We start from the raw sequence: 18,875 nt of genomic DNA on the forward strand, positions 1-18,875 counted from the left end.
CTGCTAGCCTTGTCCGTCGCGTCACGTGTGGTTGCACCGTGCGCGCGACCCGACGTTCACAACGACCGATCATCCTCGACGCAAAGGCACACCAGTGGCGAACATCAAGTCCCAGATCAAGCGCAACAAGCAGAACGAGAAGGCGCACGAGCGCAACAAGGCCGTCAAGACGGGCCTGAAGTCCGCCGTCCGCAAGTTCCGCGAGGCCGCCGAGGCCGGGGACAAGGACGTCGCGCTGGCGGCCGGCCGCGACGCGGCCCGCAAGCTCGACAAGGCCGCCTCCAAGGGCGTCATCCACAAGAACCAGGCCGCGAACCGCAAGTCCGCGATCGCCAAGAAGGCCGCTTCGCTCTGATCCACCCCGCCGCCTGAGCACCTCGGGCGGCACGTCGGTCGTTGGTCGACCCGCTCGTCACTCTGACGGGCGGGTCGACGTCATTTTGAGGTGCCTCGGCCTGAGCGTGCGAAGGCCGAGACCCGGCAGCCAGATCGAGCAGCCGCGCGGCCGACGGAGGAGGCCGCGACCGGCGTGTCGAGATCAGGCCACGTCAGCGCTGGTCGTGGAGGCCGGTGACGGTCAGCACCAGCCGCTCCAGGGTGTACGACGCGTCACTGGCGGCGCCCTTGATGTCGGCGTCGGCGCGCGCGATCGCCTGGATGGCCCGGGCGATGGCGCCGTCGGACCAGCCGCGGGACTGGTCACGGATCGTGCGCAGCTTCCACGGGGGCACGCCGACCTCGCGCGCGAGGTCCGCCTCCCGCATGCCGCGCGGCGCCGACTTGTAGCGGGCCACCCCGCGCGCACCTCCCGCGAACGCCGACGTGACCAGCACCGGCGCGGTGCCGCCGTCGAGCGCCCAGCGGAGCTCCTCGAGCGCTACCGTGCGGCGCCCCCAGAACGCCGCGTCGGCCACCGCGAAGGACTTCGCCTCCGCGCGACCGCCGAAGTACTGCTTGACCTTCTCGACGGTCAGTGCCGCGCCGGCGAAGTCACTGGTCAGCTGGTCGGCCGCCGCCGCCAGCGAGCGCAGGTCCTGACCGACGGCCTGCACGAGGAAGTCGGCGGCGTCCTGGTCGATCGTCGAGCCGTGGCTGCGGACCTCGGCGGCGACGAAGTTGACGTACTCCGAGGCCCGGAGCTCGCCGGACTTCGACTCGGAGACCGTGTCGAGCTTGCGCAGCTTGGTGAGGGTGCCACTGCCCTTCTGCCCGCCGCCGTGCACGAGGACCAGCGCGACCTCGTCGGCCGGCGCCGCGGCGTACGCCAGGAGCCCCTCGACCGACTCCTCGGGCAGGTTCTCCAGCCCGCGGACGACCACGCACCGGATGCTCGAGAAGAGCGACGGGGCGGCGAGCTCGCCGAGCGTCGCCAGCGAGAGGTCGGAGCCGACCGTCTCGGAGAACTCCGACTCGGCGTCGTGGTGACGCACGACGTCGCGGACGGCGGCGACCGTGCGCTCGTTGAGGAACTCCTCCTTGCCGGTCACGAGCGTGACCCGGCCGAGGACGTCTGCTGCGCGCGGATGCGAGGGACCTGCCATGGTGCGGCAAGCCTGCCACAGCGCGCCGACGTCCGAGGACCGGGCGTCAGCGCGTCTCGGTGCTCAGCGCACCGTCCCGCTCGGCCACCACCAGGTCACCGTCGAGGTCGGTGCGCAGCACCCGCGCCCCGGTCGCCGCGAGCGGTGCCAGCGCCTCCGGCGCAGGGTGGCCGTAGTCGTTGTCGGCGCCGACCGACACCAGCGCCACCCGGGCGCCGAGCGAGACCAGCCAGTCCTCGTCCTGGTAGCGACTGCCGTGGTGCGGCACCTTGAGCACGTCGACCTGGAGCCCGGGCAGCGCCGCCGCGAGCGCCTCCTGTCCTTCGGGCTCGACGTCGCCGGTGAGCAGCATCCGCACCCCGTGCACCTCGACCAGCAGCACCACGCTCGCCTCGTTGGCGGTGCTGCCGTCGCCCGGCCCGGCGGTCGGCGAGTCCGGGGGCGGCCACAGCGCCTGGAGGGAGACGTCGCCGACGACGCGGGTCACGCCGTACGGCGTGGGTGCCGGCGCCAGCCCGGCCGCGGCGGCGAGGGTGTCGACCTCGCGCACGCCCTGCGGCGGGTCGAGCAGCCGGGTGGTCTCGATGGCGCCGACCTGTCGTCCGTCGAGGACCCCGGACAGCCCGTCGACGTGGTCGGCGTGGAAGTGCGTGAGCACCACCAGCGGCACCACCCGGATCTCCAGCCGGTCCAGGCACGCGTCTACTGCGGCCGGGTCGGGCCCGGCGTCGACGACCACCCCGGCGTGGGGGCCGGCGTTGAGCACCAGCGCGTCGCCCTGCCCGACATCGCAGGCGGCGAGCAACCACCCGTCCGGCGGCCAACCGGGCGTCGGCGGCCGCACCAGGACGCCGACGACGAGCAGCAGGCAGCAGCCGACGCCGGTCGCCGGGCCGCGCAGCAGGTACGGCGCCCCGAGCGCCACCACGACGACCACCACCGTGAGCAGCACCAGCGCGCCGGCCCCGGTCCCCCACGCGAGCGAGGCTGTCGGCAGCCCCGCCTCGTGCTCGGCGACCGTCACGATCCAGGCGACGCACCAGGCGGCCGGCGTGCCGAGCACCCGGCCGGCCGGGTCCCACAGCAGGCCGACCAGGCCACCGCCCAGCCCGAGGACCGTGGCCGGGCCGACGACGGGCGCGACCACCAGGTTGGCGGCGACCGCCACCAGGCTCACCTGACCGGAGATCGCGGCCACGACCGGCGTGCACGCGAGCTGGGCCGCGGCCGGCACGGCGACCGCCTCGGCCACCCAGCGCGGCAGCCACCGCGCCAGGGCGTCACGCCAGCCGGGCGCCAGCAGCAGGATGCCGCCGGTCGCGAGGACGGACAGCACGAAGCCCACCGACGCCGCCAGCCCGGGCTCGACCAGCACCAGGGCGAGGACGGCCACACCCAGGGCGCGGGTGCCGCGCTGCCGGCCGTTGGTCCCCATCGCGAACAGCGCCACCGTGCCCATCACCGCGGCCCGGAGCACGCTCGGCTCGGTGCGCGCCAGCAGCACGAAGCCGACGATGCCGGCCGCGCCGACGGCGTACAGCCAGCGCCCGCGCACCCCGCCCCAGCGGGCGAGCACCAGGAGGAAGCCGACAACCAGGGTCAGGTTCGTCCCCGAGACGGCGAGCAGGTGGGTGAGGCCGGTGGTCCGGAAGTCGTCGGCCAGGGCGGGGTCGAGGCCGGCGTCGTCGCCGTCCACCAGCGCCGGCACCAGCGCGCGCTGGTCGGCCGGCCGGTGCGCGACCGCGCTCCGGACCGACGCCCGCACAGCGGCCGCACCGTCCCACCACAGGTCCGGGGCCGCGACGACCTCGGGCGGCCCCCGGGCACCCAGGACCGCGGCCAGGTCGTCGCCGTCGGCCGGCGACAGGCGGCCGGTGACCCGCACGGTGCTGCCCAGCGCGACGTCGCCCCAGGCGTCGTCGGCCATGACCAGCACCGGCACCGACAGCGCGTAGGTCGTCCCGCGCCCGGTCACCTCCCGGACCTCGAGCCGGGTCAGCACCACGTCGCCGAACCGACCCTCGGTCCGGCGCGGGTCGGAGGCGACCGTGCCGGTCACGCCCGCCACCGCCCGCTCGGCGGCGAGCCGCGTCACCGGGCTCCCGGCCAGCTGGTCGTGGCGCAGCGCGGCGACCGTGGTGACCGCCCCGAGCACGAGGGCCGCGGCGGCGCCCGTCCGCCAGACCCGGCCGCTCCCCCGGCGGCCGAGCGCGGCGCCGACGACCATCGCGACCGGGAGCAGGAGCGCCCACCACCCGGCCCACCGACCCGCGAGCGCGCCGGCCCAGGCGCACGCACCGAGGAGCAGCATCCGCAGGTCGGGGGGCTCACGTCGCGCATCGGGCGTCGGCACCTCACACCGTGACGTAGGGCGCGAGCTGGCCCAGGGTCGCATCGCCGATGCCGTCCACCTCGAGCAGTTCGTCGACCGCGGTGAAGCCACCGTGCTCGTCGCGCCAGGCGAGGATGGCCTGCGCGGTGACCGGCCCCACCTCGGGCAGCGCCTCCAGCTCGCTCTGGGAGGCGGTGTTGAGGTTGACCAGCGGTCCGCCCGGCGCACCCGGTGTCGGCACCGCCGAGGCCGCGACGCCGGTCGGCGCCGGCATCCCCACCAGGATCTGCTCGCCGTCGATCAGCACGCGGGCCAGGTTCAGCCCGGTGAGGTCCGCACCCGGGCGGGCGCCGCCGGCCGCCTCGATCGCGTCGACGACCCGGTCGCCGGCATCGAGCACGGCGATGCCCGGATGTCGCACCTTGCCCTCGACGTCGACCGTGACCGACCCGCCGGCGGCGGCCGCGGCAGGAGCCGCCACCGGCGAGGCGTCGCTGAGGGTCTCCCCCGTGCCCGCGGCCGAGGGGGTGCTGATGGTCGGGGCCTCCAGGCTGTCGGCGTCGCCGCGCAGCACCCACCAGCAGGTCGCCGCCAGGGCGACCGCGACCAGCACCGCGACCACCGCGACGTGGGCCGGCCCGAGCGCGAACCGGCCCCGCAACGTCTCGGGCACCACACCGGTGAGCACCCGGCGGGACGCGTGCCGGCCCGGCGTCGGGACCAGCGGCGGGGCAGCCGCGGGGTCGTCGTCGGCGTCGTCGACCACGCGCAGCGGCCGGATCCGGGTGTGGTGGGAGGACCACTCGTCCGGGTCGGGCTCCGGTCGGGCCGCGGCCAGCTCGGCGCTCAGCAGCGCGAGCCGTCGCGAGACGGCTTCCTGGTGCTCGGGGCTCGGACGGCGATTCGGCATGCGCCGACGCTAGGCAGCGGCGGCTCGCTGCGCAGCCTCGTCTCGGCGTCCTGTGGAGAGGGATGGAGGGAGAACCACGGGGGATGGAAAGTGGGCCGACTCCTCGCTACGCCGTGGGGTCGACGGCCGTGGGAGAGCAGGTCCCCGGCAACCGGCTGCCTTCCGGTCGGGCTGACCGGTCCCGGTCAGAGCCGCGGCGCCACGCAGACGGCGATCATGCCGGGCCCGACGTGGGCGCCGAGGACCGCCCCGAGCTCGCCGCACCAGACGTCGCGGCCTTCGAGGTTGACCTCGAGCCGCTGCGACAGCTTCTCGGTGAGCTGGCCGGCGCGCTCGGGGTTGGCGAGGTGGGCGACGCAGACGTCGGCGGGCGCCTCCCCCGCGGCCTGGACGGCCAGCTCCTCGAGCCGGCTCAGCGCGCGCGACGACGTCCGCACCCGTTCCAGCGAGGCGACCTTCCCGTCCTCGATCTGGAGCAGCGGCTTCACCGACAGCGCTCCGCCGAGCAGCGCTGCGGCGGCGCCGATCCGACCCCCGCGACGGAGGTACTCGAGGGTGTCGACGTAGAACAGCGACGACGCCCGTGCCGCCCGCTCACGCGCGGCCTCGGCCGCATCATCGGCGGACCCGCCCGCGTGGAGGACGTCGGCGGCCGACAGGGCGGCGTACCCCGTCGCCACTCCGACCTGGCGGGTGTCGACCGGGATCACCCGGACCGACGCGTCGCGCGCCGCGACCTGCGCGGACTCGAAGGTGCCGCTCATGTCGCCGGACAGGTGGATCGACACGATCTCGGTGGCGCCGTCGCGCGCCGCCTTCTCGTAGACCTCGAGCAGCGCGGCCGGGCCGGGCCGCGACGTGCTGACCGGCTTCCACTCCTTGAGGGCCGCGGCCACCAGGTCGGGCGTGGCCCCGTCGGCGCCCTCGTCGTACACCGTCGCGCCGATCACCACCTGGAGGGGTACGACGACGATCCCGCGCTCGGCCGCCACCTCCGGAGGGAGGCTGGCGGTCGAGTCGGTGACGATCACGGCCGGCATGACGGCGAGGGTAGCCGGGTCACACCACCACGTTGACCAGCTTCGGTGCGCGGACGACGACCTTGCGCACCTCGCGACCGTCGATCGCGCGCACCACGTCGGGGTGTGCCATCGCCAGCCGCTCCAGGTCGGCGTCGCCGATGTCGGGCGCGACGTCCAGCCGGGCCTTGACCTTGCCCTGGATCTGCACGACGGCGACGACCGAGTCCTCGACCAGCAGCGCCGGGTCCACCACCGGCCAGCCGGCCCGGGCCACGGTCGGCTCGTGGCCCAGCCGCGACCACATCTCCTCGGCGGTGTACGGCGCCACCAGGGACAGCAGGATCGCGACCGCTTCCGCCGCCTCGCGCACGGCCGGGTCCGCGGGACCGCAGCCCGAGTCGATGGCCTTGCGGGTGGCGTTCACCAGCTCCATCACGCGCGCGACCATCACGTTGAACCGGTAGGCCTCGATCAGCTCGGCCGCGTCGTGCACGGTCCGCGCGGTCACCCGGCGCAGCGCGACGTCGCCGCCCTCCGGCGAGGTGCCGGCGGGCGAGGTCACGTCACCGGACAGCCGCCAGGCGCGCTGCAGGAAGCGCAGCGACCCGGCCGGCGACATGTCGGCCCAGTCGATGTCGTCCTCCGGCGGACCGGCGAAGACCAGGGTCAGGCGTACGGCGTCCACGCCGAACTCCGCCAGCTGGTCCCCCAGGCTGACGCCGTTGCCCAGCGACTTGCTCATCTTCTTGCCGCGGTTGATGACGAAGCCCTGGTTCAGCTGGGCGGAGAACGGCTCGCCGACCTCCAGCATCCCCATGTCCCGCAGCACCTTGGTGAAGAAGCGCGCGTACAGCAGGTGCAGCACGGCGTGCTCGACGCCGCCCACGTAGATGTCGACCGGCATCCAGGCGTTGGCCTTGGCGACGTCGAACGGCCCGTCGGTGTAGTCCGGCGAGCAGAAGCGCAGGAAGTACCACGACGAGTCGACGAAGGTGTCCATCGTGTCGCTGTCCCGCTTGGCGGGACCGCCGCAGGTCGGGCACGCGACGTTGACCCACTCCTCGGCCGCGGCCAGCGGCGAGACGCCCTTCGGCTTCAGGTCCGCGCCGCGCAGCTCCGGCAGCTCCAGCGGCAGCTGGTCGTAGGGGACGGCGACCTCGCCGTCCTTCTCGCAGTGGATGATCGGGATCGGGACGCCCCAGTAGCGCTGCCGGCTCAGCAGCCAGTCGCGCAGCCGGAAGTTCACCGTGCCCTCGCCCGCCCGCTGCTGCTCCAGGAAGTCGATGGTGGCGCGCTTGGCCTCGTCGACCGACAGCCCGTTGATGTCCAGGGGGGCGTCGACACCGGGGGCCGGGGAGTTGATCGCCGGGCCCTCGCCGTGGAACGCCTCGCCGTCGAAGCCCTCGGGCGTCTGGGTCGTACGGACGATCTCCAGGCCCATCGTGGTCGCGAACTCCCAGTCGCGCTGGTCGCCGCCCGGCACGCCCATGACCGCACCGGTGCCGTAGTCGGCCAGCACGTAGTCGGTCGCCCACACCGGGATCTGCGTCCCGGTCACCGGGTTGGTCGCGGTGACGCCCAGGTCGACGCCGGTCTTCGCGCGGTCGGTCGACAACCGCTCGATCTCGGTCTCCTTGCGGATCTCCTCCCGGTAGGCCTCGAAGGCCGCGCGCTGCTCGTCGGTGACCAGCTCCTCGGCCAGCGGGGAGTCGACCGCCACCACCAGGAACGTCGTGCCGAAGATCGTGTCCGGCCGCGTGGTGTAGACCGTGATCGGCTCGGCACGGCCCTCCACGGCGAAGTCCACGTGGGCGCCCTCGGAGCGGCCGATCCAGTTGCGCTGCGCCGAGACCACCCGCGCCGGCCAGGTGGGCTCCAGGTCGTCCAGGCAGTCCAGCAGCTCCTGGGCGTACTCGGTGATCTTGAAGTACCACTGCGTCAGCTCGCGCTTGGTCACCTCGTGCCCGCAGCGTTCACAGCGGCCGTCGACGACCTGCTCGTTGGCCAGGACGGTCTGGTCGTTCGGGCACCAGTTGACCGGGCTGTTCTTGCGGTAGGCCAGCCCGCGCTCGCGGAACTTCAGGAACAGCCACTGCGTCCACCGGTAGTACGCCGGGTCGGAGGTGTGCAGCCGGCGGGTCCAGTCGAAGGAGATGCCGTAGCGCCGGAAGGACTCGTACTGCGTCTCGATGTTCGCGTAGGTGTACGTCGCCGGGTGCTCGTTGTTGCGGATCGCGGCGTTCTCGGCGGGCAGCCCGAAGGAGTCCCAGCCCATCGGGTTCAGGACCTCGAAGCCGCGCTGCCACCAGTAGCGGGCGATCACGTCGTGCAGCGCGGTCACCTCGGCGTGACCCATGTGCAGGTCGCCGCTCGGGTAGGGGAACATCGTCAGCGCGTACCGCTTCTCCCGCGGGGAGTCGTCGTCGGCGCGGAACGGCTGCAGCTCGTCCCACACGGGCAGCCACTTGTCCTGCACCGCGGCGACGTCGTACGTCGCTGCCTCGGCGGGGTGGGTCTCCTGCTCGCTCATCTGTGTTCTCTCTCCGCGTTCGGTCGGGATCTCTGCTCGTCCTGGCCCGGGGCACAAAAAAACCCCTCGGGCGTGAGGGGTGGCCGCACTGGAAGGTGATCAGTGCGGCTGGCTAAGGAGCAGGTTCCTGCGCATGGGCCCAGAGTACCCGACCACGACCTCCGCCTGCCCGCTCCGCCTCTAGGGTGGCGACCATGACTGTCCCCGACATGTTCCGCCTCGACGGCAGGGTCGCCGTCGTGACCGGCGCCTCCAGCGGTCTCGGCGTCGCCTTCGCGCAGGGCCTGGCCGAGGCCGGCGCCGACGTCGCCCTGGGCGCCCGGCGTGCCGACCGGTTGAAGGACACCGCCGCGCTGGTCGAGGCCACCGGCCGCCGAGCGCTCACCGTCGCCACCGACGTGGCCGACCCGGACTCGTGCTCGAACCTGGTCGCCCTCGCCCTGGAGGAGTTCGGCCGGGTCGACATCCTGGTCAACAACGCCGGGATCGCGACGGCGATGCCCGCGACCCGCGAGCCGCCCGCCGACTTCCGCCGGGTCATCGACGTCAACCTCAACGGCTGCTACTGGATGGCGCAGGCCTGCGGACGGGTGATGCAGCCGGGCTCGAGCATCATCAACATCAGCTCGGTCCTCGGCATCACCACCGCCGGCCTCCCCCAGGCGGCGTACGCCGCGTCGAAGGCCGGCCTGATCGGCCTGACCCGCGACCTGGCGCAGCAGTGGACCGGCCGCAAGGGGATCCGGGTCAATGCGATCGCGCCCGGGTTCTTCGACTCGGAGATGACCGAGCAGTACCCGCCCGGCTACCTCGAGTCGCAGGCGCCGCGGATCCCCAGCGGCCGCAAGGGCGACCCCGCCGAGCTGGCCGCGACCGCCGTCTTCCTCGCCTCCGATGCCGCGGGATACATCACCGGCCAGACCCTGGCCGTCGACGGCGGGCTGACCATCACCTGACGCGCGCGGGTTTCACCGGGCGGCCGCCGGAACCCGCACGACACGCCGAGTGGGTACGGCGTGTCGCGCGGGTTCCGGCTGCCAGGGCAAGCTACTTCTTGACCTTGAAGGTGTCCTTCGCGGTCTTGCCGGAGTCGGCGCCCTGCACCGTGACGGTGTAGGTGCCGGCCTTCGTGGGCGTGATCGTCGCGACGAGCGTGCCGCCGGAGACGTCGCGCGTCGCGCTCGACTTGCTCGGACCCGTGATCGTGATCGTTGCCCGCCGGTCGGCGAAGAACTTCGACGCGGTGATGGTCACGGTCCGGCCCGACCTCACCGAGGACGGCGTCGCCTGCACGGTGGCCTTCGAGCTGCTCGGGTTGTCGGAGAGACCCAGGGCGTTGCGCATCGTGAAGTACAGGTCCGTCTGGTCGGTGAGACCGACGATGTTCGCCGCACCCGGGCCGAAGCCCGCCACCCGGAGCTGGCTGCCGGTGTGCTGCTGCGAGCCACCCGCCGGAGCCGTGCCGTAGTTGACGGTCATCGGGGCCCCGTCCGCGGTCGTGAGCGTGACGCTCAGGCCGGGGCTGGTGCTGCCGACCTCGATGATCTGGCTGGAGTGCGCGTGGTCGGCGGTGACGAACACCGAGGTGTCGCGGTGCGTCCTGGCGTACTCCATGGCGACCTGGACCGCCTCGTCGAGGTCGACCGTCTCACCGATCTGGCCGCACGCGTTGGCGGCGTGGTCCTGCTTGTCGATGCTCGCGCCCTCGACCTGGAGGAAGAACCCGTTCGGGTTGTCCAGGAGGTCGATCGCCTTCGTCGTCATGTCCGCGAGCGACGGCAGGGTGTCGGCGTGGTCCGGGTTCGGCGTGCACGTCTCGGCCGGCAGCTTGGAGCCACCGACGGTGGCCGCCGGGCCGGCGTAGCGCACCGGCATGTTGCCCTCGGAGAAGAGCCCGAGGAGCGGCTTGTCCTGGTCCGCCTCGGTGACCGCCATCAGGCCGGCCTTGTCACTGACCATCTGGTAGCCGCGCGACGTGGCCTGCTCGGCGAGCGTCTTGCCCGCGTACTCACCCGCGGCCGCGGTCTCCGCGAAGGTGGCGGCACCGCCACCGAGGGTGACGTCCGGGCGGGTGTCGAGCAGCTGCTCGGTGATCGAGCCGAGGCCGCCGTTCTCCAGGGCTGCCTCCGGGCAGGTCGCCGACGTCTTGACCGGTCCGTAGCAGGACCGCTGCGAGATGTGCGAGACCATGACGGCGGGAGTGGCGTCCTGGATCTCCGCGGTCGTGACGTCGCCGGTCTTGAGGCCGTTCTGCTTGGCCAGCTCCAGCAGCGTCTGCTGCGGCTCACCGGCGAGGTCGACCGAGACCGCGTTGTCGTAGGTCTTGGTGCCGGTCGACCACGCCGAGCCGGTCGCTGCCGAGTCAGGGACGTAGTCGGGGAGCCCGGTCGTCTTGTCGAGGGAGTACGTCGTGTACTGGCCGGTCAGCGGGAGGGAGTCGATGCCCTTGAAGCGGCCGGCCGCGCCCTCGGCGTAGTCGCGGGCCACCGTGATCTCCGAGTCGCCCATGCCGTCGCCGATGAAGAGGATGACGTTGCGGGCGTGGCCGCCGACGACCGCGTGGCGCACCGCGCTGGTCCGGTCGCCGTCGTTGCGGGTGGCCCCGCCGTGGTCGGAGAGGTCGGGGGCTGCGCGGCCGCCGGCGAAGGCGAGACCGGAGGTGGTGGCGATCGCGGCGAGCGCCAGGGTGCCGATCGCCAGCTGACGGTGCGATCGGGAGATTCGTACGTGCATGCTCGAGGAGGTCCTTCCAGTGGGGATCCGGGTCCCGATGACCCGCCCCGAGCCGACCAGTCCCAGGTGAACGTCCGCGTCAGTTCCGGCGACCGTCACGTGGCGTCCGCGCGACCACTCGCGTGCCCGGCGTGGTGCCGGTCCAGCGGTGGAAGGCCACGATGAACGGCGACGCCTCGGCGTACCCGAGCCGCAGCGCGACGTCCTCGACCGTCAGCCGCCCGGTGCCGAGCAGCTCGACCGCGAGCGACTCGCGCACCTCGTCGAGGAGGCGCTGGTACGTCGTGCCCTCGTCGGCGAGCCGGCGGCGCAGGGTCCGCTCACTGAGCCCGAGCTCGCGGGCGACGCCGGCCATCGGAGCGCCCGAGCGCAGCTGCTGGGTCACCAGGACCCGGACCTCCTGCGAGGTCCCCGAGCGCGCGCGCCGGCGCTCGACGACGTCGCGGCACAGGGCCTCGGCCAGCGCCAGCGTCTGCGGGTTCGACTGCGGGAGCGGTCGGTCGAGCTCGGCGGCGCCGAGCTCGAGCACGACGGTGTCCGCCGCCCGGCGCCGGGTGGTGGGCACGCCGCCCGGCACCAGCTCGTCGAGCACGGTGCGGATCGCCGCCACGTCGCGGTCGAGGAGGAAGGCGCGGACGTCGGGCGGCAGCCCGGAGCCGTCGACGGTGATCCGGACGGTCGCGCCGACGATCTCGGCGCGCGGGATCGCGAAGGTGAAGCTCAGGTCGAGGAACCGGAGCGCGACGTCCATCGCGTCGAGCACGGTCCGGCTCGCGAGCAGCGCGTAGCCGAAGATCCCGAACGTGCTGGCGTGGTAGCGACGGCCCACGGCCGCGCCCACGTCACCGAGGTGGCCCTGCAGGTTGCGGACGACCCGCAGCTCCTGGGTCGCGGTCACCTCGCGGTCGGGCTCGGTCAGGTCGGCGATGCCGAGGCCGGTCCCGGCCAGCACCGCCTCGGCGTCGACGCCGCGCGACCCGGCGTACGCCACGAGCAGCGCCACGCCCGCCACCGCGCGCGGGAACTCCCAGCCGCGCGCGGCCGGCGGAGGGAGCATGGCCGGAATTATGGATCATCCTGCCGCGCCCACCGCCTACCGTGCTGGCATGGGTCCACGCGTCGTCATCATCGGGGCCGGATTCGGCGGCCTCGCCGCCGCCCGCGCCCTGCGCGGGCAGGGCATCGCCGACATCACGGTGCTCGAGCGCGCCGGGGCGGCCGGCGGGGTCTGGCGCGACAACACCTACCCGGGCGCGGCCTGCGACGTCCCGTCCCCGCTCTACTCCTGGTCGTGGGCGCCGCACCTCGACTGGAGCCGGCGCTACGGCACCCAGCCCGAGATCCTCGACTACCTCCGCGAGACCGCGGACGCCGAGGGTCTGAGCGCGCTCGTGCGCACCGGCACGGAGGTGACCGCGATCGACTACGACGACGCCGTCGGCAGCTGGCGGGTCGTCACCTCGACCGGCACCCTGAGCGCCGACCTGGTCGTCTCGGCGGTCGGCCAGCTCTCCCACCCGGTGGTGCCCCCGATCCCGGGGACCTTCGACGGGCCGGTCTTCCACTCGGCGCGGTGGCGCCACGACGTCGACCTCAGCGGTCGGCGGGTCGCGGTCGTCGGCACCGGCGCCAGCGCCATCCAGTTCGTGCCCGCGATCGCCGACCGGGTCCGGTCGTTGACGGTCTTCCAGCGGTCCGCGCCGTACGTCGTTCCCAAGCCGGACCAGGAGTACGCCGAGCGCCACCACCGGCTGTTCCGGCGCTTCCCGTGGATCCAGCGGGGCGAGCGCCGGGCCTGGTTCCGGCTCACCGAGCTCCTCAACGGAGCCCTCGAGGGCACGTCCCCCGTCAAGCGCCCACTGCTGGCCGCCATCCGGGGCGCGTGGCGGCTCCAGATGCGGCTCCAGGTCCGCGACCGTGCGCTGCGCCGACGCCTGGTGCCCGACTTCCCGGTCGGCTGCAAGCGGCTGCTCTTCTCCAACGACTGGTACCGCACCCTGGACCGCGACCACGTCGACGTCGTCAGCGAGCGCGTCACCGGCATCGAGCCCACCGGCCTACGGACCGCCGACGGCCGCCTGCACGAGGCCGACGTGCTCATCTGGGGCACCGGCTTCGCCGCCACCGACTTCCTCGCCGGGATCGAGGTCCACGGCGTCGACGGCGTGGCCCTGCGCGACGTCTGGGCCGACGGCGCCAGCGCCCACCTGGGCATCACGGTGCCGGGGTTCCCCAACCTGTTCTGCGTCTACGGCCCCAACACCAACCTGGGCGGCAGCTCGATCGTGAACATGCTCGAGGCCCAGGCCGGCTGGATCGCCCAGGTCGCCCGCCGGATCGCGGACGGCGACGCACACCGGGTCGCCGTACGACGCGACGTCGCCGAGGCCTACGACCGCGAGATGCAGGAGCGGCTCTCGTCCAGCGCGTGGGCGGGCTGCGACAGCTGGTACCACGACGGCGCCCGCATCACCACGAACTGGCCGGGCCGGGTGGTCGAGTACCAGCAGCGCACCGCCATCGTCGACTGGTCCGAGCTCGAGGAGCTCTCCCCCGCGCCCGGTGGCTGAGACCGGCGGCGGGTCAGCCGGCGGCCGCCCGGAGTGCCTCCTCGAGGTGCTCGAGCAGGTCGGCGGGGTCGTCGTAGACGACGACGGCCCCGGCGTCGAGCAGCTCCGCGCCGCTGTAGCCCCCGCCCCGGAGGCCGATCGTCGGGATGCCGCGCCGGGCGGCGGCCTCGACGTCCCAGACCGCGTCGCCGACCATGACCGCGCGGGCACCCTCGACCCGGGCGAGCGCCTCGTCGAGCAAGTCCGGGTCGGGCTTCGACTCCTCGGCGTCCTCGCTGGTGGTCCAGGCGTCGGCGTGCTCGTCGGCGTGCAGCAGCTCGAGCGCGTGCTTCGCGTGCTTCGGGATGCTGGAGCTGGCCAGGACGACCTCCAGGCCGGCCGACCCGATGGCCGCCAGCAGCCGGCGGGCGCCCTCGAAGAGCCGGGTCTCGTCGATGATCCGGTCGTACTCCTTCTCCCAGCGGTCCCGCACGTCGTCGCCGTGACGCTCCTCGACGTCGTCGCCGGCGACCGCGGCCACCAGCCGGTCGCCGCCCATCCCGATCCGCCGGTGGACGGCGGCGACCGGGACGTGCCGGTCGAGGACGTGCTCGAAGGCGCGTGACCACGCCAGCGCGTGGTGGTAGTTGGAGTCGAGCAGGGTGCCGTCGATGTCGAAGACCACGGTGTCGAAGGGCCGGTCGGTGCTCATGCCAGGACGGTGCCCCGCGCGAGGAACACCATGCGTCAGCCACCCGACGGGGGTGCGACGACCGGCCGTCTCGCCTACGGTTTATGTGTACGGCTACACACATCTGTCCGGGAGGCCACGATGGCGCACGAGCGACTCGAAGACGTGCTGCACGAGGCCTTGACCGAGCTCACCCTGCACGGTGACATCTACCTCGCCGACTTCGCCGAGACGCTCTCGCCCGGCATGGGGCGCGGCCCGGTCAAGGCACTGTTCAAGCTGAAGCGGCTCGGGCCGCTGCGCGTCAAGGACCTCGCGGTCCAGCTCCGGCTCGACTCGACGACCGTCTCGCGGCACGTCGACGACCTCGAACGACGGGGGCTCGTCGTCCGCGAGCAGGACTCGACCGACCGACGCGCCGTGCTCGTCCGGCTGTCGCCGCGGGCCGACGAGCTCCTCGACGACGCCGAGGTCGAACGGCGCGGCAAGCTCCGCGACGGCCTCGTGGACTGGTCGCCGGGCAATCGGGAGACCTTCGTCCGCCTGCTCAGCCGTTTCGTCCAGCGAGACGACCTGGCGGCGCACGTCGCCGCCATCACCTACGCCCACCCCGACACGAGGAACCGATGACCGACCAGCAGACCGACGCCGCCGCTCACGACGGCCTCCACCCGCCGTCGGGTGCGACCGACGCCGAGGTCGCGGCGCACACCACCCCGGCCCGCGCCCGGCTCGAGCTGATGGTCGTCGGGTTCGCCGCACTGTCGGTCTCGCTGACCCAGGCCATGCTGATCCCGGTCCTGTCGACGCTGCCCGCCACCCTCGACACGTCGACCGGCAACGTGGAGTGGCTGCTGACCTCGACGCTCCTGGTCGGCGCCGTGGCCGTGCCTCTCTTCGGCCGGCTCGGCGACATGTTCGGCAAGCGCCGGATGATGCTCGTCGCCATCGCCGCACTCGTCATCGGCTCCCTGGTCACCTGCTTCACCAGCAACCTCGCCCTGCTGATCGTCGGCCGCGCCATCCAGGGCGCCTCGATGGCCACCATCCCCCTCGGGATCAGCCTGCTCAGCACCACGCTCCCTCGCGAGCGGGTCGGCTCCGCGATCGCCCTGATCAGCGCCATGCTCGGCGTGGGCGGCGCGCTGGCCCTGCCGGTCGCGAGCCTGATCGCGGAGCACGCCGACTTCCACGCGCTCTTCTGGGTCACCGCCGTGGGCGGCGTCATCGCGTTCGTCAGCGTCCTGCTGGTGGTCCCCGAGTCCCCGAACCGCAGCGGCGGTCGGGTCGACCTCGTCGGCGCGTTCCTGCTCAGCGCCACCCTCGTGTCGCTCCTGCTGCCGCTCGCCCAGACGGCGGCCTGGGGTTGGGGCTCGGCCCGGGTGATCGGCCTGCTCGTCCTGTCGCTGGTGCTGCTCGTCCTCTTCGGCTGGTCGCAGACCCGGATCCGGCAGCCGTTGGTCGACCTGGTCGCCCTGCGCCGGCGACCGATCGTGCTGACGAACGTCGCCTCGATCCTCTTCGGCTTCGCGCTGTTCGCGTCGATGATCGGCACGGCCGGCTACGTGCAGGCTCCGGAGGCGACCGGCTACGGGTTCGGCGCCTCGATCCTGACGAGTGGCCTGGTGATGCTCCCGAGCGGCCTGATGATGCTCTTCTTCGCCCCGGTCGCCGCGCGGCTGATCCGGCTCCGCGGAGCGCCGCAGACCCTCGCGATCGGCGCCGTGGTCGTCGGCTGCAGCTGGATCGTGCGGATCGTGTTCACCGACTCGATCTGGTGGGTGGTGCTGGGCGGTGTCGTGCTCGGCATCGGCATCGGCGTCGGGTACGCCGCGATGCCGACCCTCATCAACGAGCACACGCCTCCCGACGAGCTCGCCGCCGCCAACGGCCTGAACACCCTGGCCCGCAGCATCGGCACGTCCCTGGCGAGCGCGGTCGGCGGCAGCATCCTGGCCGCGGCCACGATCGACCTGGGCGGGTTCGAGGTGCCGACGCTGACGTCCTACCGGGTGCTGTTCGACATGTGCGTGGCCGCGGCGTTCATCGCCGCGGCTCTCGCGCTCACCATCCCGAAGGAGCGCGCCGAGAGCACCATGTAGTCAGTCTGACTTATCAGTTAGACTGATCGTATGTCCGATGCTCCCACCCCCGAGTCCGTAGCGCTCGCCCTCCAGGAGAGCCTGAGCCTGCTGGTGCGCCGGCTGCGCCAGGTCCGAGTGCCCGGCAGCCTCAGCCAGCCGGAGAGCCAGGCCCTGGCCAAGCTGGTCCGCGAGGAGCCGATGACGTCGGCCGACCTGGCCCGGGCCGAGAACATCAGCGCCCAGTCGATGGGCGCGATCGTCGCGGCGCTCGAGTCGCAGCAGCTCGTCGAGCGGCACCGGGACCCGGGCGACGGGCGGCGGATGCTGCTGGTCCCGACCGCGGCCGGGCGGCGCCGGGCCGAGGACAAGCGGACCGCCCGCGGCGAGCAGATCGCCCGCGCGCTGACGTCCGACTTCTCCGACGACGACCTCGCCCGCCTCCTTCAGGCCGCCCCCCTGCTCGAACGGCTGGCGCGCACCCTCTCGTGACCACGACAGCCTCTCCGACCACCTTCGACCGGCGCCTGGTCGCGCCGATGGTGCTGGGGTCGATCCTCAACCCGGTCAACTCCTCGATCATCGCGGTCTCGCTCATCCCGATCGGCCGCGCCTTCGGCGCCGCGCCGTCGCGGACCGCGTGGCTCGTGTCCGCGCTCTACCTGGCGACCGCCGTCGGCCAGCCGGTCGTCGGCCGGCTGATCGACGTGCTCGGTCCGCGCCGCGTCTACCTGGTCGCCACCGCGATGGTCGGGATCGCCGGCGTGATCGGGCTGGTGGCCCAGGACCTCGGCACCCTGGTCGGCGCCCGGGTCCTGCTCGGCCTGGGCACCTGCGCGGGCTACCCGGCGTCGATGTACCTCATCCGGAGCGAGGCCCGCCGCACCGGCCAGGACAGCCCGGCCGCCATCCTCACCGTCCTCGCGGTCTCGGCCCAGACGATCGCGGTCCTGGGTCCGTCCCTCGGCGGCTTCCTGATCGGCGTCGGCGGCTGGCGCAGCACCTTTGCCGTCAACATCCCCCTGTCGCTCGCCTGCCTCTGGCTGGGGAGCCGGCGGCTGCCTCGGGCCGAGCCCGTCCGGGCCGTCCGCGAGGAGGGGCCACGGCCGCGCTACGACGTGGGCGGCGTCGTCCTCTTCACCGCGACCCTCGTCGCGGGCCTGCTCTTCTTGATGGAGGACCGGCTCGAGCTGTGGCCGCTGGCCGTGGTCGCCGTCCTCGTCGGCGCTGCCTTCGTCGTCGTCGAGCTGCGGGTGTCGGACCCGTTCATCGACCTGCGCCTGCTGGCCGGCAACGCACCGCTGGTCGCGACGTACGCCCGGAGCCTGCTCACGGCCGTCGTCAGCTACACCTTCCTGTACGGCTTCACCCAGTGGCTGCAGGACGGGCGCGGCCTCACGCCGTCGCAGTCCGGCCTGATCCTGATCCCGGTCTTCGGCACCGCGATCCTGGTCTCGGCGACCACCGGCCGCCGACCGGAGATCCGCGGCAAGCTGGTGGTCGGCGCGCTGTTCCAGGTGACCGCCTGCGTGCTGCTGCTCGCTGTCGCGGGCGACTCCCCCGTATGGTTCCTCGTCGTCATCGCCCTCGTCCTCGGGGTGCCCCAGGGGCTGCTCAGCCTCGCGAACCAGAACGCGGTCTACCACCAGGCCGACCCCGAGCGGGTCGCCTCGTCGGCCGGCCTGCTGCGCACCGCGACGTACCTCGGCGCGATCCTGGCGGCCGCCGCCAACGGGGTGTTCCTCCACGACGGGGCGACGACCTCCGGGATGCACCACCTGGCGTTCTTCGCCGTCGTCGTCTCCGCGCTCATGCTCATCGCCACCGTTGCCGACCGTTCGCTCGGCGCGGTCGGCCGACCCACCACCCAGGAGAGCTGATGCCCCTCACCACCCTCGACCCCCGGACCGCCCTCGTGGTCGTCGACCTCCAGCACGGCGTCGTCACCACACCCACCGCCCACCCGATGGGCGACGTGGTGGCCCGGTCGGCCGCGCTCGCCGCGGCGTTCCGCGACCGCGGGCTGCCGGTCGTGCTGGCCAACGTCACCGGCCTCGCGCCGGGTCGCACCGACGCCCAGCAGTCCGGTCCGTCACGTCCGCCTCGCCCGCCCGGCTGGGCCGAGCTGGTCGCCGAGCTCGCGGTGAGCGACGCCGACCTGCTCGTGACCAAGCAACGCTGGGGCGCCTTCATCGGGACGTCGCTGCACGAGCGCCTCCAGGAGCTCGGCGTCACCCAGGTGGTCCTCACCGGGGTGGCGACCAGCGCCGGCGTCGAGTCGACCGCACGCTCGGCGTACGACCACGGCTACCACGTCGTGCTCGTCACGGACGCGATGACCGACCGGAGCGCCGAGGCCCACGACCACAGCGTGGAGCGGGTCTTCCCGCGGCTCGGCGAGACCACGACCACCGCCGAGGTCCTGGCCGGGCTCCGTCCCGCTGCACCCTGATCGCCCGCCGGGCGGTGGACGGGTGGCAGCGCGC

At 73.3% G+C, this 18,875-nt stretch carries 16 protein-coding genes; 8 read left to right on the top strand and 8 right to left on the bottom strand.

The window, feature by feature from the left end:
• Window positions 1-94: 94 nt before the first annotated feature.
• Window positions 95-355 (top strand): 30S ribosomal protein S20, encoded by a 261-nt coding sequence (gene rpsT, locus PD653B2_RS11195; RefSeq protein ID WP_085872458.1) that lies wholly within the window; start codon window positions 95-97, stop codon window positions 353-355.
• A 193-nt stretch (window positions 356-548) separates the two neighbouring features.
• Here rpsT and holA read toward each other — a convergent pair whose 3' ends face one another.
• The 5 genes from holA to leuS all read right to left on the bottom strand — a co-directional run bounded on the left by holA (window position 549) and on the right by leuS (window position 8,335).
• Window positions 549-1,541: a DNA polymerase III subunit delta gene (holA, locus tag PD653B2_RS11200; protein WP_085872459.1), complete on the bottom strand. Its 993-nt coding sequence runs from the start codon at window positions 1,539-1,541 to the stop codon at window positions 549-551.
• A gap of 46 nt (window positions 1,542-1,587) precedes the next feature.
• Window positions 1,588-3,894 carry a ComEC/Rec2 family competence protein gene (locus PD653B2_RS11205; RefSeq protein ID WP_242665246.1) on the bottom strand — a complete coding sequence of 769 codons (2,307 nt, stop codon included), beginning with the start codon at window positions 3,892-3,894 and terminating at the stop codon, window positions 1,588-1,590.
• Window position 3,895: 1 nt separating this feature from the next.
• Window positions 3,896-4,783, bottom strand: coding sequence for a helix-hairpin-helix domain-containing protein (locus PD653B2_RS11210; protein ID WP_085872461.1), 888 nt, complete (start codon window positions 4,781-4,783; stop codon window positions 3,896-3,898).
• Window positions 4,784-4,968: 185 nt separating this feature from the next.
• The gene (locus PD653B2_RS11215) at window positions 4,969-5,823 is read right to left on the bottom strand and encodes a DegV family protein (protein ID WP_085872462.1); all 855 of its coding nucleotides are present in this window, start codon (window positions 5,821-5,823) and stop codon (window positions 4,969-4,971) included.
• Between the two features lie 19 nt (window positions 5,824-5,842).
• Complete coding sequence (gene leuS, locus PD653B2_RS11220) at window positions 5,843-8,335, bottom strand: leucine--tRNA ligase (protein WP_085872463.1); 2,493 nt, start codon at window positions 8,333-8,335, stop codon at window positions 5,843-5,845.
• Window positions 8,336-8,529: 194 nt separating this feature from the next.
• Here leuS and PD653B2_RS11225 point away from each other — a divergent pair, with 194 nt between their 5' ends.
• Window positions 8,530-9,291: an SDR family NAD(P)-dependent oxidoreductase gene (locus PD653B2_RS11225; RefSeq protein WP_085872517.1), complete on the top strand. Its 762-nt coding sequence runs from the start codon at window positions 8,530-8,532 to the stop codon at window positions 9,289-9,291.
• Between the two features lie 91 nt (window positions 9,292-9,382).
• Here PD653B2_RS11225 and phoA read toward each other — a convergent pair whose 3' ends face one another.
• A complete protein-coding gene (phoA, locus tag PD653B2_RS11230) occupies window positions 9,383-11,068 on the bottom strand; it encodes an alkaline phosphatase (RefSeq protein ID WP_085872464.1) in 1,686 nt (561 codons plus the stop codon).
• A gap of 79 nt (window positions 11,069-11,147) precedes the next feature.
• On the bottom strand, window positions 11,148-12,125 hold the full coding sequence (locus PD653B2_RS11235; protein ID WP_085872465.1) for an AraC family transcriptional regulator: 978 nt from the start codon (window positions 12,123-12,125) through the stop codon (window positions 11,148-11,150).
• A gap of 49 nt (window positions 12,126-12,174) precedes the next feature.
• Here PD653B2_RS11235 and PD653B2_RS11240 point away from each other — a divergent pair, with 49 nt between their 5' ends.
• A complete protein-coding gene (locus PD653B2_RS11240) occupies window positions 12,175-13,638 on the top strand; it encodes a flavin-containing monooxygenase (protein WP_089503941.1) in 1,464 nt (487 codons plus the stop codon).
• Between the two features lie 13 nt (window positions 13,639-13,651).
• On the opposite strand, the gene PD653B2_RS11245 is transcribed toward PD653B2_RS11240, so the two are convergent.
• The gene (locus tag PD653B2_RS11245) at window positions 13,652-14,329 is read right to left on the bottom strand and encodes an HAD family hydrolase (RefSeq protein ID WP_085872467.1); all 678 of its coding nucleotides are present in this window, start codon (window positions 14,327-14,329) and stop codon (window positions 13,652-13,654) included.
• 120 nt (window positions 14,330-14,449) lie between these two features.
• Between PD653B2_RS11245 and PD653B2_RS11250 the strand changes: the two genes are divergently transcribed.
• Genes PD653B2_RS11250 through PD653B2_RS11270 form a run of 5 tightly spaced genes read left to right on the top strand, consistent with a single transcriptional unit; the run spans window position 14,450 to window position 18,841 of the window.
• On the top strand, window positions 14,450-14,938 hold the full coding sequence (locus tag PD653B2_RS11250; RefSeq protein WP_165763436.1) for a MarR family winged helix-turn-helix transcriptional regulator: 489 nt from the start codon (window positions 14,450-14,452) through the stop codon (window positions 14,936-14,938).
• A complete protein-coding gene (locus PD653B2_RS11255; protein WP_085872469.1) occupies window positions 14,935-16,410 on the top strand; it encodes an MFS transporter in 1,476 nt (491 codons plus the stop codon). Before PD653B2_RS11250 ends, PD653B2_RS11255 begins: the two co-directional genes overlap by 4 nt.
• Window positions 16,411-16,440: 30 nt before the next feature.
• Window positions 16,441-16,881, top strand: a complete 441-nt coding sequence (locus tag PD653B2_RS11260) for a MarR family winged helix-turn-helix transcriptional regulator (RefSeq protein ID WP_085872470.1) — start codon at window positions 16,441-16,443, stop codon at window positions 16,879-16,881.
• Entirely contained in the window at window positions 16,878-18,269 is a 1,392-nt protein-coding gene (locus tag PD653B2_RS11265) for an MFS transporter (RefSeq protein ID WP_207559431.1), read from the top strand. The genes PD653B2_RS11260 and PD653B2_RS11265 overlap by 4 nt, the downstream gene beginning before the upstream one ends.
• Complete coding sequence (locus PD653B2_RS11270) at window positions 18,269-18,841, top strand: isochorismatase family protein (RefSeq protein ID WP_085872471.1); 573 nt, start codon at window positions 18,269-18,271, stop codon at window positions 18,839-18,841. The genes PD653B2_RS11265 and PD653B2_RS11270 overlap by 1 nt, the downstream gene beginning before the upstream one ends.
• Window positions 18,842-18,875: the final 34 nt, after the last annotated feature.

Source organism: Nocardioides sp. PD653-B2 (assembly GCF_002117935.1).
Taxonomy (GTDB): Bacteria; Actinomycetota; Actinomycetes; order Propionibacteriales; family Nocardioidaceae; genus Nocardioides.

Bases quoted from the DNA above. Each gene is read 5' to 3' on its own strand.
- PD653B2_RS11245 (WP_085872467.1), bottom strand. From the start codon at position 14,329: ATGAGCACCGACCGGCCCTTCGACACCGTGGTCTTCGACATCGACGGC.
- PD653B2_RS11240 (WP_089503941.1), top strand. From the start codon at position 12,175: ATGGGTCCACGCGTCGTCATCATCGGGGCCGGATTCGGCGGCCTCGCC.
- PD653B2_RS11250 (WP_165763436.1), top strand. From the start codon at position 14,450: ATGGCGCACGAGCGACTCGAAGACGTGCTGCACGAGGCCTTGACCGAG.
- PD653B2_RS11235 (WP_085872465.1), bottom strand. From the start codon at position 12,125: ATGCTCCCTCCGCCGGCCGCGCGCGGCTGGGAGTTCCCGCGCGCGGTG.
- PD653B2_RS11260 (WP_085872470.1), top strand. From the start codon at position 16,441: ATGTCCGATGCTCCCACCCCCGAGTCCGTAGCGCTCGCCCTCCAGGAG.
- holA (WP_085872459.1), bottom strand. From the start codon at position 1,541: ATGGCAGGTCCCTCGCATCCGCGCGCAGCAGACGTCCTCGGCCGGGTC.
- PD653B2_RS11225 (WP_085872517.1), top strand. From the start codon at position 8,530: ATGACTGTCCCCGACATGTTCCGCCTCGACGGCAGGGTCGCCGTCGTG.
- PD653B2_RS11210 (WP_085872461.1), bottom strand. From the start codon at position 4,783: ATGCCGAATCGCCGTCCGAGCCCCGAGCACCAGGAAGCCGTCTCGCGA.
- PD653B2_RS11215 (WP_085872462.1), bottom strand. From the start codon at position 5,823: ATGCCGGCCGTGATCGTCACCGACTCGACCGCCAGCCTCCCTCCGGAG.
- PD653B2_RS11270 (WP_085872471.1), top strand. From the start codon at position 18,269: ATGCCCCTCACCACCCTCGACCCCCGGACCGCCCTCGTGGTCGTCGAC.
- leuS (WP_085872463.1), bottom strand. From the start codon at position 8,335: ATGAGCGAGCAGGAGACCCACCCCGCCGAGGCAGCGACGTACGACGTC.
- PD653B2_RS11255 (WP_085872469.1), top strand. From the start codon at position 14,935: ATGACCGACCAGCAGACCGACGCCGCCGCTCACGACGGCCTCCACCCG.
- phoA (WP_085872464.1), bottom strand. From the start codon at position 11,068: ATGCACGTACGAATCTCCCGATCGCACCGTCAGCTGGCGATCGGCACC.